Consider the following 13,791-nt stretch of genomic DNA (forward strand, 5'->3'; position numbering starts at 1 on the left):
TTTATCGGAAGAAATGAAATAAAGTGAACGTTCACGGTCTTTTTATGCATTTTATCTGTATATATTATTGTAGAAATAATGATATATTTGCAAATTAGAGAAGCCATCTTTTTCATTTATGCTTTTATGTTAAATGATAAAAATTCACGGATGTATTTATCTATATTTTCTTCTTTCGTATCATCGAGTTCTTTTAATATATTAATTTCTTTATTAAGTTCAGCCATTTTATTATCTAATGCGGCCGCTTGATCGGCTGCTTCCTTTAATCCTTGGTTAATATGTTGTGGAACTTCTTTATTGTATTTGTAGTAGATTTTATGTTCTAAACTTGCCCAGAAGTCCATTGCAATCGTACGGATTTGTAGTTCAACAAATACATGACGAATCCCCTCAGATAAGAAAATAGGGATTTTCACAATCAAATGTAAGCTACGATAGCCATTGCCTTTTGGTTTTTTAATATAATCTTTTTTATCGATAAGGATAATGTCACTTTGCTTACATAACATTTCTGCGACACGATAAATATCTTCCTCAAAAGAACAAACAATTCGAACACCTGCTATATCACGGATATGTTCTTCAATTGCTTGAATGGACCAGTCTAACTCCTTTTTTTCCATCTTCTTTAAAATGCTTTTCGGGTTTTTTACGCGGGTTTTTACATGCTCAATTGGGCTATACTCGTGAATTAAACGAAATTCTTCTTCTAAAATTGATATTTTCGTACTAATTTCATCGATAGCGAATTTATAACTTAAAAGGGTTTTGGCGATTTCTTTTTTTCCATCTAAATTGAATTTGTTCATGTGTAATCCTCCATAAATTTGAGTGTATATATATTAGTATAAACTTATATTTACGTTAAAAGGTTTCGTATAAATATTTTATTGTGACAATTTTCTCTATACATTGAATTAACTGTAAATTACAGATACACTTGAATTTACTCATATATTTCAAAGGAGCTTGCGAAATGGAACGAGTCATTGTCATAATTCCTGCGTTGAACCCATTGCCCGCGATTGTGGACTTTACGGAGAAATTGAAGGCGTTAGCAGTTGAAAAAGTGATTGTCATCGATGATGGTAGTGATGAAAAATATAAAAAGATATTTGAAGCGTTACATAATGCTGGTTGTATCGTTTTAGCGCATGAAAAAAACTATGGTAAAGGTCGCGCTATCAAAACGGGTATGGAATATATATTGAATACTAAGTCACGCGCCAAAGGGATTATTACAGTTGGAGCACATGGACAGCATTCAGTATTGGACGTTGAACAAATTCTTTCTAGTACAAAGATATTTTCGGACGGCATTATTTTAGGTGTGCGTGATTTTAAAAGTTCAGATTACCCTTTAGTCAATCAGCTGCAAAATCGGGCAAATTCGATGCTGTTTGAACTGTTCTTCCATAAGCGTTTGCTTGATACGCAAACAGGACTCCGTTACATTCCAAAAGAGCATTTAACTTGGCTGTATAAGGTAAAGGGGGAATCATTCCGCTACGATACGAACATGCTAGTCGAAGCGATTAAGAGGAAAGTTTCTCTTTATGAAGTACCAGTTGGTCATGCAAAACTGCGAAAAAATTCAATTATTTATTATGATGAAGTTCTAAACTCATCTAAAATCATGCATCAAATTTGGGTGAATTTTATAAGAGCTGGCTATACTAAAAATGAAACTTTTTCTAAACGCAAACGTAAATAAAGTGAAACTTCAATTCATATGAGTGAGGAACCCCCACGGATTAGTAGCCTTCACCAATCGAGCTTTTACGGGCGGGGATATCCCGTCGTATTGGTTTCGATTTTTTAAGCTTTGAGCTGGGCGTATTACTGAATGTTAACGCTGAGATAAATTACTACAGGTTAATGGAGTCGGTCTTTACGCATTTTAAGTCGTTGAAAGGGGAATTGTTATGAAAGAACAATACAATTTCGATAAAATGATTACAGGAAAAGAAAAACATTATACCGATAAAAAGTTTTTAAATAAATTTAAACGTTTTGGTGGGGGGCTTGGCTATAAAGCATTGCATGCGGCAGCCACGTTGTTTGTTGCTTTAAAAAGTCCAGATATGCCAAAATCCAATAAAATCATTGTGTTAGCAGCGCTTGGGTATTTTATTTTGCCTTTTGATTTAATCGTAGACTTCTTACCACTTGCGGGTTTGACGGATGATGCATTCGTTATGTTAACGGCACTTGGGAAAGTGTATTTATCCATTACAGATGACATGAAACAAGATGCTAAAAATTTAATTGATTCTAGATTTGGAAATCAAGAGAAATCAGAAGAGTAAATAAAAAAGGCGGAGATGTTGAATGACAACGTCTCCGCCTTAATTTTAGTGTTCGATTTTTTTGGATTGTTCATTTACTCCACGTTTGAAAATCGCCTCAATTGGTTTTTCCTCACATAGTAAGATGGTCAGGTCTGGGTAAGCTTGTTGCAGCTGATTTACTACTTGCTCGGTAATACACGGATTGTTTTTTAACACGCCACCATTTAAATAGAAAGTATGCTGACCATTTGTATAGTTCGCACGGGTTAGTACGGTTGTAGCTAATAATACGAGCTCATTTGCCGCTTTTTTGGCAATGAATTGGGCGACGGCATCGTTCATTTCCACGCCTTCTTGTAAATAAGAGCCAAAGCTAGCAAGTCGGGCATTCGTGTAGTCGGACGAATAGATGAGATTATACAATTCGTCCGTTGTTGTGACGCGATGTGCTTTTAATAAAATGTCCGTGAGTTTAGTTGGTTTGTTGCGCCCATCCGCAGCGCGGAAAATCGCTTTAGCAATATGTTTGCCAATCCAGTAGCCACTCCCTTCATCGCCAATTCGATGTCCCCATCCACCCGCTCGGTAAACTTCTTCGTTTATATAGCTATAACAAATTGCGCCAGTTCCTGAAATAAGAAGACTCACATGATTTTCAGCAAGTCCTTTTAATGTTCCTTCGACATCATTTTCGATGATGATTTGGTCGATGGTAAAGGGACTGCGGGCAATGCTTTCATTAATAATTTCTCCGACGATTTTTTTGTCCTGTACCGTATCCACACCTGAAATGGCAAAAATCGCAACATCGATATGCAAATCCTGTAAATGTGCAGCTGCACTACGTAGTAGTCCAATGAATAGATGCTGTACTTGTTCTACACCTACTGCTTGATAGTTGGAACTTGTTGATGTCGCTGAAAAAAGTTCACGCCCGTCTACCGTCCGAATAGTAAATACGGTTTTCGATGCCCCACCATCTACGGCTAAAATATAACGATTAGTCATGTTCATTCCACTCCTTTAATATTTCTATTAAACCAGCCTCAGCTTGAACAATTGCCTCAGATTTTTCGTTTAGCCATTGTTTAAAAACTGCGGATTCGTCCTCTGCTTGAACTAATGAAGCACGCATCGTTGCAGGAGATGGACCACCCTTTAACGTGCGGATATTGACGAAATACTCGGGTTGAATGGCTTGATAAAAGGCAATCTCGTTAATTTGTAATGAATTTCCCGTTACTTCTAAGCACTTCTCATTAGCTAATTGCCATGTGAGATTTGCTAAAGATTCCTCATTATTAGCAATGAGGTCGTTTACACATAAACTAACAATTTTATGCGACTTTCGGAAGGAAATACCATCAGAACGAACGAGTGTATCCGCAAGCTCTGTTACATTGGCAAAGCTATTTTGCGCGCGTTTCAATAAAGTTTCTTTGTTGACGTCCATTGTTACAATCAAACCGCTAAATAGCGTGTATATACCGGCTAAACGATCAATGGCACGCCATAAAAATGGCTGCATATCATCTTCGGTATCTACAATGTCCCCAAATGGTGTATTGTGCACCATTTGTAATACGGTTCCAGAATCCCCAACAACGGAAGAAAGAAGGGAGCGCGTATGCTCAATGGAAACAGGATTACGCTTTTGTGGCATGATGGAGCTTATTTGAACATATGGATTAGCAAGTTTGAAGGCATTAAATTCTTGTGTGGCCCACAATAAAAAGTCTTGTGATGTGCGACCTAAATTGAGCGCGGCAAGTTGGACGACACTTGCAGCTTCAGCGATATAATCTGCACCCGCTACTGCATCCCACGCATTTTCAATCAAATCGTCAAAAGCAAGGAGTTCCTGCATACGCTCTCGGCTAATCGGGAAGCCTGTCGTCGTTAATGCGGCAGCGCCCATACTACTACGATTAATCGTTGCGTACGCAGCTTGCATACGTTTAAAGTCACGCGCCAATTGATCAATGACGGCCTTTAAGTAATGAGCAAATGTAGTAGGCTGTGCTTGCTGTGTATGTGTATAGCCAATCATAATCGTTTCGACATGTTCTTCTGCAAATGCGATGAGAGAGCTACGTAAGGCAAGAAGTTCGTGCATGAGCGTCAGCATTTTCTTACGTAGCGTCATACGGTAAATCGCAATGCCCATATCATTACGGCTACGCCCAATATGTAAATTGCCGGCAATGTCTCCACCTAGTTCAATTAATTTATTTTCAATACGGAAAAATAAATCCTCAAATTGAGGGTTATAGTCACGCGTTTTATAATATTCTAAATCTAATTTTTGAATGGCTTTTCCTATTTGACGGGCCTCGTCAGCGGTTACTAAGTTTTGTTCCTGTAACATTTTTAAATGGGCAATATGAATTTGAACCATCGCATCTAAAAAATGCTTGCGTGCTTCGTCATAGGCAGGTTGCAATACCATTTGACGATAGCTGTTTGAAGGGAATCGAATTCCTTCCTTCTCATTAATATGATTACGGAAATCTTGAAAGAACATGTCGTTGGCCTCCAATCTCAGTATGAAATACGATTCATACACCTTAATTTTACAATTGTTAGAATATTATAGCAATTTATAAAAAAGAAAAACCAGTAGACAATTTTGTCTACTGGTTTTGTTGTAACTGTTTATTTCTTTTGGCTGCGAAGTATGAGGGTAAACTCATCCCGATTAATACGAGTAAAATACCGCCAATTTGCAGTAAGGTAATATTTTCTTTTAATACGATGACCGATACCGTAATCGCAACGGGTAATTCCATGGCACTTAAAATTGAAACGAGTGCGCCGCCCACTTTTGGTGCAGCGATTGAGAATAATAGAATCGGTAAAATAATACCGAAAAGCCCAAGTAATAAGCCGAATTTCCATAAGCCTGCTGTAATTTGCCCATTCCAAATGATTTCTGGGGAAAGGAAAATTGAAATGATGATCAGTGAAACAATCGATAAAATAAATGTTCGTCCGATTGTCGTTACACCTGAAACTGGTCGAGAATTTACTTGTAAAAATGCAGCAAAACTAAATGCTGCTGATAATCCAAGTGCCCAACCTTGCCAAGCAATTTGCGATAAATCAACATTCAAAATTCCAGCAGCTAAAATTGTTCCAGCGACTAAAAATGCTAACGAAATAAGCTCGATGCGACTTGGTAAGCGCTTATGGATGATGCAGTTCATAAATAGTCCAATCCAGGTGAATTGGAATAACATCACGACTGCAAGTGATGCAGGTAAGTAATTTAAGGATTGTCCGTAAACAATACCTGTAATTGCTGTAAGTACACCGGCCGTAATTAGGGTAATGACGCCAGATTTATTTAATCTCGGCAATGTACGTTGTGTTGTAACGAATAAAATAAACGCGAGTATAAAGCCAAATAGATACTGGCTTGTAATCGCTTCTGCTGAAGTAAAGCCGTGTTGCATAGCGACTTTTACAATCGTAGATAAAATTCCGTAACTACTTGATGCAATAATGATGAGTAATGAATAAATCCAAGATGGTTTCATAAATGTTACTTCCTCTTCTAATGAAGCGATTTCACCATATGATGAAATGGTTCTTTAATAATTGTCCAAGGTTCTGTTATAACATATCCCATTCGTTCATACAAACGACGTGCATCCATTTTTTCTAGCTCAACGTTTAGCGAAATTTTGTCATAACCCAATTGTTTGCCGTTTTCCTCAGCAAATTGTAATAGTTTTGTACCAATACCTAGACCACGTGCTTTTTCGGATACACAAATTGTATCGATATAATATTCATCATCATGAGCCTCTGCATCTAGGGTTACATGAATACCTTTTTCAGCAAGTTGAGCTTCAAGCTGACGATCGAGCTGGCGACCTGTTTTGCCATCATATAAAACGACGATTCCAAGTACGACTTCTTCCTGTAATGCGACGAATGTATTTAGGTAACTATGACGATTGTTTGTTTCCGTCACAAATTGTTGTAATGAAGCTAAAATTTCAGCTAATTCCTGCTTGCCAGTTAAGTTATTTGCAATGTCCCCAATGGCATCATAAATTAGTGGAGCGATTGAAGAAGCATCCTGAATCTTAGCTTGTCGAATAATTATTGTCATGAAAAATCCTCTCCTTATCGAACACAGTATAGCAGAAATATGGACATAGATGGTAAAAGGATTATTTCAGAAAAGTATAAAGCTTTAACTATAGCGCAATTTTATGTTAAATTAGAAGGAATAAAAACGTCGGAGGTTAGACAACTCATGAGTCAGTCAGACAAAGAATTCGTCTTAGTATACGGAGATGCGTTCGTTGATTATATTGCAAATGACCAAACCAATACATCATTTACAAAATATTTAGGTGGCGCCACGATTAATGTTGCTGCTGGGATTAGCCGAATTGGTGCACCATCTGCATTAATTACGATTACAGGGGATGACGAAACATCAGAATTTTGTCGTCAAGAAATTACAAAAGAAGGCGTCAATTTAGATTATGCTATTTTTGATGAGGCAAAGCGTGTAAGTGGTGTGTATGTACACTTAACAGAAAACTGTGAGCGCGAATTTAAAGATTATGTCGATGAGACGCCAGCCTTACAAGTAACGCCAGAACAGCTGCAAGAAGAAGCATTCAAACGTGCGTCGATTTTAAATGTTTGCTCAGGTACAATGTTTGAGCCAACTGCGCTTAAAACGACACGTGTTGCAGTAAATATGGCAAAAGATAAGGGTGCAATTATTGCAATTGATGCCAATATTCGCCCATTACGCTGGGAATCTGAAGAGATTTGCCGTGAGACCATCTCAACATTTTTCGAAGACGCGGATATTTTAAAGCTTACAGATGAAGAGTTGTTCTTCCTAACTGAAACAGAAACAATTGAAGACGGTTTAGCGAAGTTGGACGAGCTATTAGTACCAATCGTGTTAGTCACTGTTGGTGGAGATGGCGCATTTGCTGTTTTAAATGGCGAAATAACACATGTACCAGTAGATCGTATCGTACCAGTAGATACAACAGGTGCTGGGGATGCTTTCATGGCGGGTGTTTTACGTTATGTTCACTACAATGGTTTACCAACTGTACCAGAAGATTTAGTGAATTGTGTAGCTTTCGGTAACAAGCTAGGCGCATTAGCTGCAACGAAAGCAGGTGCATTAACAGCACTACCAAACTATGAAGAGATTAAACAATTCATTGAAGATTAATGGAAGATATATAGACCAACTCAGTACAAATGAGTTGGTCTTTTTTTATGTTTAAATGTAACTGTTGGTTGACAAAAGTTATAATATGTTACGGATATTCGCTATAATAATTCAAAATTTCTACTTATAATGTAATGAGAGAGGTGAGGACGATGAATCATTTTCAATTTGCCACGATTTTCACGACAAAGCGAAAAGAATTAAATGTCACACAAGAAGAGATTGCACGCTACGTAGGCGTATCACGTGCGGCAGTTTCGAAGTGGGAGAAGGGACAGAGTTATCCAGACATTTCACTACTTCCGAAATTAGCAGCATATTTTAATGTATCGATTGATGACTTACTCGGCTATGAACCGCAAATGACCGAACAACGTATTTTAGAAACTTATTCAACACTTGCTAAAGATTTTACGCTAAAGCCATTTGATGAAATTGATGCTGAAATTGATGGGCTTATTACTGAATATTATTCATGTTTTCCATTCGTTTTAAAAATGGCCCAGCTGTATGTGAATTATTTAGATTTAACAACAAATCGTGAGGCAACTCTTGAAAAGGTGTTAGCACTCTGTAAACGCGTTGAGGAATATAGCGGGGACTACAAAATGGCAAATGAAGCACTTATGATGGAAGGCTTTGTTTATGTAATACAAGGAAATGCCACGAAAGTGCTCGAATTATTAGGAGAAGATGTACCGATTCAGCTCGGAACGGAGCAGCTTATCGCGACTGCCCAAAAAATGCTTGGTCAGACGGATAAAGCGAAGGAGATTTTGCAGGTTCACGCGTATCAACAAATTAATTCAATCGTTTCAAATGCTGGAGAAAGCTTGTTACTAGAGCTAGACAATACGGATTATTTTGATGAAATGGTTCGTCGTATGGAAGCCATTATTACAACGTTTGAATTAGCGCACTTAAATGTTAATACAGCACTCGTATTTTATGTAAAAGCTGCGAGTGGCTACGCGATGCAACAGCGATTTGAGCAGGCATTTTATTGTATTGAAAAGTACGTAAAGGCGTGTATGCAAATTCAATTTCCGATGCGTCTTGAAGGGGATACGTACTTTTACTTACTGGATGATTGGATGGCACGGGAATTAGTTTTGAGCACGCAAACACCGCGTGATAATGAAACGATTAAAAAAGCATTATATGAAACGATTGCGAATAATCCTTTGTTTGCTTCACTTCAAAGTGATGGGCGTTACACGAATTTATTGACCAATTTACATCATTATTTACGATTAGAGGAGGTTTAAAAAATGGAAACGTTAACGAATATTCCGTGGGCATTAGTTGCGCCATTACTTATTTTGCAGCTAGTCTTGGCGGCTGTTGCCATTGTTGATATTGTGCGCGCACATGAAACGCGCGGACCAAAATGGTTATGGATACTGATTTCCTTATTTATGAATACGATTGGACCGATTTTATATTTCATTATTGGACGTAAAAATCAATGAGCGGCATTGAGGTTAGACAGTTAACTAAGCAGTTTGGTGCGACTCGTGTGGTAGATGATATTTCGTTTACTTTACAGGAACATACGGCTACCGCGCTAATTGGTCCAAACGGTGCGGGGAAAACGACGACGTTATCGATGCTCGCAGGCCTACTCACACCATCAAGCGGTGAGATGAAGATGCAAGGCGTTTCGGATATACGTAAGGCGATTGGTTTTTTACCACAATATCCACAGTATTATTCATGGTTAACAGCACTTGAGTATATCGAAATGGTTGCCAGTTTAAGTGGAATGGATAAGCGCTCGATTAAAAAAGATAGTCAAAAGATGTTGGAGTTTGTTGGGTTAGGTGAAGCGATGAACAAAAAGACTGTTACGTTTTCAGGTGGGATGAAGCAGCGTTTAGGTATTGCGCAGGCACTTGTTCATAAGCCAAAGCTACTTTTACTGGATGAACCTGTTTCAGCACTAGATCCAAGTGGACGACGCGAAGTAATGAACTTATTAAAAGAAATCCAACAGCAAACAACGATTCTTTATTCGACGCATATTTTAAACGATGCAGAAGAAATGACCGATCAGCTATTGTTTTTACGTAATGGGCAATTAGTGGAGCAAGGGTCGCTCGAGGAAGTGAAGGCGAAGTTTGAACAGCTGCGTTTTAAAGTAGCGTTTGCAACAACGGAAGGTGCATTGCACTTTGCAAGTCAGTCAGAGCTACAAGCAACGGTAGAGCAAAATACGGTGTTTGTTGAAATTCAAAATGGCGTGCCTTCGATGCAGCAACTACTGAATCGATTAGCCATTGCGCCTTATGAAGTAGTAAAGGTTGAGCGGGAAACGGCGAGCTTAGAGGAAATTTTTATGAAGGTGGCGGGGACGAATGCAACAATTTAAAACGTTACTTTTAAAAGAATGGCGTGAAAGCTGGCGTAGCTTAAAAATGCTGTGGATTCCGCTTGTCTTCGTACTTCTCGGTGTCAGTGATCCACTCGTTAATTACTTTATGGATGACATTTTAAAAGCAGTGGGTAATATGCCAGAAGGATTTTCAATGACGATGCCTGAACTTAGTGCACCTGATTTATTACTTGCATCAACAGGGCAATTTCAGTCGATTGGTTTACTGGTGTTAATCGCAGCGTATATTGGCACGTTTAGTCGGGAACGACAAAATGGTACGGCGACACTTTTATACGTACGGCCAATTTCATTTACTGCCTTATTTTTAAGTAAATGGCTTGTGGCAAGTCTTGTCGCGGTATTAAGCGCAGTCGCGGGTTATGCGGGGAGTATGTATTACACAGTACTTCTATATGGCACGGTGGAATGGTCGAAGTTCTTCGCGATGCTTGCGACGTATTGTGTGTGGCTCCTATTTGTTATGGCTGTAACAGTTGCAATGAGTGCGGCATTCCAAACAGCAGTGGCAGCGGTAATTACGATTTTAGTCATTCCAGTGGGTTTAATTATCGATGCAATTATCGGCAGCTTTTGGAAGGTAACACCTTGGAAATTACCGAATTATGGGGTTGCTTTATTGACGGATAGTGTGGAGATAAAAGATTATTGGGGGACGTTTTTTGCTGTTATCAGTATCATGATAGTGGTGAGTGTATTTGGGGTTATAATGAGTAAGAAGCGTATGAGTATGGTGAAAATTTAACAGAGACGCAGTGAATGGAGGCATTTAATCCTTTACTGCGTTTTTTTACATTAACTTTTCAGAAAATTAATACTATAATAGTTTTTAATTGATTTCGAAGTAAAAATAGGTGGTGGCGAACATGCAAAATTCAGAGCGTTTTTTGACGGCCTTTAATCGTATCGATCATACGATGAGAGAGCTTACTCACGTAAAGTATTTTTTAGCGTTTAATCGAGCATTGCTTATTACGGAACATGGCCACCCTCACGAAAAGCTAATCGGTATTGTAACACCGATTGCACTATGAAGGTGGACTAACATTTTTTAAACTAATATAGAGCGAACCGTTTTCTAAAACTTGCGCAAAATAAACATCTTTTACGTTGTTAATATTCTTTTTAGATAACTTTTTTAATAGCCATTCTTCTGTTAGTTGAAGCTCCGCTAAATTTTTTGTAATAATTTTTCCATCTGAAATAAGCTCGGTTGGCAAAAATTGTGGTGCGGGTGCAGCAATGTTGACATCTTCTTTTGTGGCGCCACGCATCAAAGGCTTTTTCATAACGCTAAGTTCACCATTTGTTTCGAAAACGGCGTAAAGTACTTCGTCAAGGGAAAAAATACTTTGCTCGCGTAATAGCATCGTGAGTTCGTCAGGATGTAGCCGCGATTTCCTCAAATTATCATTTAAAATGATGCCATTTCGAATTAAAATCATCGGTTTATCATCGAATAATATGCGCGCCTTTTTCGATTTAAAGGATAAATAACTTATGAGAAGTGTTAATATAGTCCACCATATTAGAGAAACTAAGCCATCTAAAAAAGGGGTTTCAACTTGGGCTGAAATTTCAGCAGCAATCGAACCAAATGTGATGCCGGTTACATAATGGAAAAACGTCAGTTGGCTTAATTGTTTTTTGCCTATAATGCGTGCGAGTAATAATATCGCAAAAAATGCGCAGGTTGTACGTATCAGCATTTCACCTAAATTTAGCTCCATCATAGATCACTCCCTTATCGAGTAGCATGAGCAAAACGAAAAATAATATACGATTTTAAATGACAGAAAGTATGTGAAAAGATGACAACAGTGAATCAGAACCAGTCAAACCCAATTTATCCCGTCATGGTGGCTATTGGTGTTTGTCACCTAATTAATGACACGATGCAATCGGTTATCCCGGCAATGTTTCCCTTACTTGAACGCGATTTAGGCTTAACCTTTACGCAGCTTGGGATGATTTCCTTTGTACTTAATATCTTTGCAAGTTTACTTCAGCCAGCTGTTGGGTTTATGACGGATAAAAAACCATTTCCATATGCATTACCAATAGGAATGGTAAGTTCGTTTATTGGGTTATCGCTTCTTGTTTTATCAGGGGAGTATTGGATGATTTTAGTGTCTGTTATCTTTTTAGGAATTGGCTCAGCTATTTTCCATCCAGAAGGTTCCCGTGTATCCTTTATGGCAGCGGGAAATAAGCGAGGTTTAGCACAATCGATTTATCAAGTAGGTGGTAATTCAGGACAAGCATTAGCCCCATTACTAAGCGCATTTATCATTTTGCCATTTGGCATGAAAGGTGCGGCAATGGTACTCGTACTGACGTCTGTTGGTATTTTTATGCTGACAAAAATTGCGGCGTGGTATAAGCGTCAATTAGAAGCGGAAAAATTATCAAATGTGAAAAAGGTGCTTGTTTCCTCACTACCGCCTTTATCGAAAAAGCAGATTGGTATGGCACTTGGTTTATTGTTAGTTATTATTTTCGCACGGTCATTTTATGTAACCAATATAACGAACTTTTATGTGTTTTATTTAATTGATGAATACGGGGTATCGGTAGAGCGTGGACAGCTGCTCATTTTCTTATTTATGGCGTTAGGAGTTGTTGGCACATTTTTCGGAGGGCCCTTATCAGACCGAATTGGGCGAAAAAATGTCATTTTACTATCAGTAGTAGGCCCTATTCCATTTTGCTTAGCATTACCATTTGTTCCGCTACCAGTTGTTGTGTTATTCCTAATTATTATAGGCGCACTCATAATGATTAGCTTTTCCGTGACGGTCGTCTATGCTCAGGAATTAGTTCCATCAAAAATTGGCACGATGGCGGGATTAACAGTCGGCGTGGCATTTGGTATGGGGGCGATTGGTTCCGTTGTAATTGGACTTGTGATGGATAACTTTGGTATTCGCGTGACGATGATTGCGATTTCGATTTTAACCGTATTGTTACTCATTGCGTTTTTATTACCGAGGGATCATGTTGCAAAAACAAGCTGATATACTATATTAGAATAAAAACGAGCCACTCTCCATAATGGAAAGTGGCCCTACTTTTTATTCATTTACTAAACGACATCCTGCAGGAATACGGTTTGGATCTGTAACGATGCCTTCTGTAATATTAACTTCATGCATTTTGTTATCGTACGAAAATTTGAAAATGCCATTGTCAAAGTCTGTCCCAATTTCCTTAAAGAAAATACCTTCAAGAGAATTTAATTTTGGGCATGTAAATGCAACCTTATATTCACCATTCTCTTCAATTAGGTAAGCACGGACCCCTTTTTCAAAAATATCAATTTGTTCATCTTCAGAAGGGCGCTTTACCGAAACAATATGAAAATCAACAAAAGGAATTTCTTTTAGTAAAACATTTAAGAACGAACCTTTCGTTATTTCTTCCCAGCGGCTTTGTGCACTTTGTCCGACGATGATTTGTGAAATATTGTAAGTCATCGTAACTTCTGTGATCACTTTATGAATTGGTCGGCGTTCGTCGTCTTTAATGATGAACTCTTCCACTTCTAGTTCATCCGTTAGCTGCTTCCATTGCTCAATATAACCGGATTTTTCAGCATCAAATGCATCGAGTGGTTTTGAATCGACTGTTAACACATAGAGTGGACAGTCTAATAACGTTGCCAGTTTGTGTCCGCGGCGAATTAATCGTTCCCCGTTTTGTCCGTAATATACACAAACTAAAATACTTTCGTCCAATCGACTTTTTATATATTTCATTTTAGTTCGCACCTCTTTTTCATATTGTATGATAATGTATCGAAAATGAATGGATTTTGAAAAATTAAGCATAAATGAGACAAAATCAATGCTATTACAGTGCATTGGATACATTATTATTGTATA

Annotated in this window: 16 protein-coding genes; 9 read left to right on the forward strand and 7 right to left on the reverse strand. The window is 38.2% G+C overall.

Annotation, left to right across the window (positions count from 1 at the left end; all coding sequences use genetic code 11):
• Positions 1 to 116: 116 nt before the first annotated feature.
• Positions 117 to 812, reverse strand: a complete 696-nt coding sequence (locus DCE79_RS00550) for a GTP pyrophosphokinase (protein ID WP_108711219.1) — start codon at positions 810 to 812, stop codon at positions 117 to 119.
• A 167-nt stretch (positions 813 to 979) separates the two neighbouring features.
• Between DCE79_RS00550 and DCE79_RS00555 the strand changes: the two genes are divergently transcribed.
• Together DCE79_RS00555 and DCE79_RS00560 are read left to right on the forward strand one after the other, a co-directional pair.
• Positions 980 to 1,717 (forward strand): glycosyltransferase family 2 protein, encoded by a 738-nt coding sequence (locus DCE79_RS00555; RefSeq protein WP_108711220.1) that lies wholly within the window; start codon positions 980 to 982, stop codon positions 1,715 to 1,717.
• Between the two features lie 211 nt (positions 1,718 to 1,928).
• Complete coding sequence (locus DCE79_RS00560; protein ID WP_108711221.1) at positions 1,929 to 2,312, forward strand: YkvA family protein; 384 nt, start codon at positions 1,929 to 1,931, stop codon at positions 2,310 to 2,312.
• Between the two features lie 45 nt (positions 2,313 to 2,357).
• Here the strand turns inward: DCE79_RS00560 and DCE79_RS00565 are convergent, their stop codons facing one another.
• The 4 genes from DCE79_RS00565 to DCE79_RS00580 form a co-directional block, all read right to left on the reverse strand.
• Positions 2,358 to 3,302 carry an N-acetylglucosamine kinase gene (locus DCE79_RS00565; RefSeq protein WP_108711222.1) on the reverse strand — a complete coding sequence of 315 codons (945 nt, stop codon included), beginning with the start codon at positions 3,300 to 3,302 and terminating at the stop codon, positions 2,358 to 2,360.
• Complete coding sequence (gene argH, locus DCE79_RS00570) at positions 3,295 to 4,818, reverse strand: argininosuccinate lyase (protein WP_108711223.1); 1,524 nt, start codon at positions 4,816 to 4,818, stop codon at positions 3,295 to 3,297. Before argH ends, DCE79_RS00565 begins: the two co-directional genes overlap by 8 nt.
• Positions 4,819 to 4,927: 109 nt before the next feature.
• Positions 4,928 to 5,833, reverse strand: a complete 906-nt coding sequence (locus DCE79_RS00575; RefSeq protein ID WP_108711224.1) for an EamA family transporter — start codon at positions 5,831 to 5,833, stop codon at positions 4,928 to 4,930.
• Positions 5,834 to 5,850: 17 nt separating this feature from the next.
• Complete coding sequence (locus tag DCE79_RS00580) at positions 5,851 to 6,414, reverse strand: GNAT family N-acetyltransferase (protein ID WP_108711225.1); 564 nt, start codon at positions 6,412 to 6,414, stop codon at positions 5,851 to 5,853.
• 147 nt (positions 6,415 to 6,561) lie between these two features.
• On the opposite strand from DCE79_RS00580, the gene DCE79_RS00585 reads away from it, so the two are divergent.
• The 6 genes from DCE79_RS00585 to DCE79_RS18400 all read left to right on the forward strand — a co-directional run bounded on the left by DCE79_RS00585 (position 6,562) and on the right by DCE79_RS18400 (position 10,941).
• Positions 6,562 to 7,512 carry a carbohydrate kinase family protein gene (locus DCE79_RS00585; protein WP_108711226.1) on the forward strand — a complete coding sequence of 317 codons (951 nt, stop codon included), beginning with the start codon at positions 6,562 to 6,564 and terminating at the stop codon, positions 7,510 to 7,512.
• Positions 7,513 to 7,664: 152 nt separating this feature from the next.
• Positions 7,665 to 8,780, forward strand: a complete 1,116-nt coding sequence (locus DCE79_RS00590; RefSeq protein WP_108711227.1) for a helix-turn-helix domain-containing protein — start codon at positions 7,665 to 7,667, stop codon at positions 8,778 to 8,780.
• 3 nt (positions 8,781 to 8,783) lie between these two features.
• A complete protein-coding gene (locus tag DCE79_RS00595) occupies positions 8,784 to 8,984 on the forward strand; it encodes a PLD nuclease N-terminal domain-containing protein (protein WP_108711228.1) in 201 nt (66 codons plus the stop codon).
• Entirely contained in the window at positions 8,981 to 9,883 is a 903-nt protein-coding gene (locus tag DCE79_RS00600) for an ABC transporter ATP-binding protein (RefSeq protein WP_108711229.1), read from the forward strand. The genes DCE79_RS00595 and DCE79_RS00600 overlap by 4 nt, the downstream gene beginning before the upstream one ends.
• Positions 9,870 to 10,652 (forward strand): ABC transporter permease, encoded by a 783-nt coding sequence (locus tag DCE79_RS00605; RefSeq protein WP_108711230.1) that lies wholly within the window; start codon positions 9,870 to 9,872, stop codon positions 10,650 to 10,652. The genes DCE79_RS00600 and DCE79_RS00605 overlap by 14 nt, the downstream gene beginning before the upstream one ends.
• 121 nt (positions 10,653 to 10,773) lie before the next feature.
• Positions 10,774 to 10,941, forward strand: a complete 168-nt coding sequence (locus tag DCE79_RS18400) for a hypothetical protein (RefSeq protein ID WP_159083025.1) — start codon at positions 10,774 to 10,776, stop codon at positions 10,939 to 10,941.
• On the opposite strand, the gene DCE79_RS00610 is transcribed toward DCE79_RS18400, so the two are convergent.
• Complete coding sequence (locus tag DCE79_RS00610) at positions 10,936 to 11,637, reverse strand: YetF domain-containing protein (protein WP_234417301.1); 702 nt, start codon at positions 11,635 to 11,637, stop codon at positions 10,936 to 10,938. The genes DCE79_RS18400 and DCE79_RS00610 overlap by 6 nt on opposite strands.
• 81 nt (positions 11,638 to 11,718) lie before the next feature.
• On the opposite strand from DCE79_RS00610, the gene DCE79_RS00615 reads away from it, so the two are divergent.
• The gene (locus tag DCE79_RS00615) at positions 11,719 to 12,924 is read left to right on the forward strand and encodes an MFS transporter (protein ID WP_108711231.1); all 1,206 of its coding nucleotides are present in this window, start codon (positions 11,719 to 11,721) and stop codon (positions 12,922 to 12,924) included.
• 57 nt (positions 12,925 to 12,981) lie between these two features.
• On the opposite strand, the gene DCE79_RS00620 is transcribed toward DCE79_RS00615, so the two are convergent.
• Positions 12,982 to 13,665 (reverse strand): adenine nucleotide alpha hydrolase family protein, encoded by a 684-nt coding sequence (locus DCE79_RS00620; RefSeq protein ID WP_108711232.1) that lies wholly within the window; start codon positions 13,663 to 13,665, stop codon positions 12,982 to 12,984.
• Positions 13,666 to 13,791 lie beyond the last annotated feature (126 nt).

Source organism: Lysinibacillus sp. 2017, assembly GCF_003073375.1.
Classification (GTDB): domain Bacteria; phylum Bacillota; class Bacilli; order Bacillales_A; family Planococcaceae; genus Solibacillus.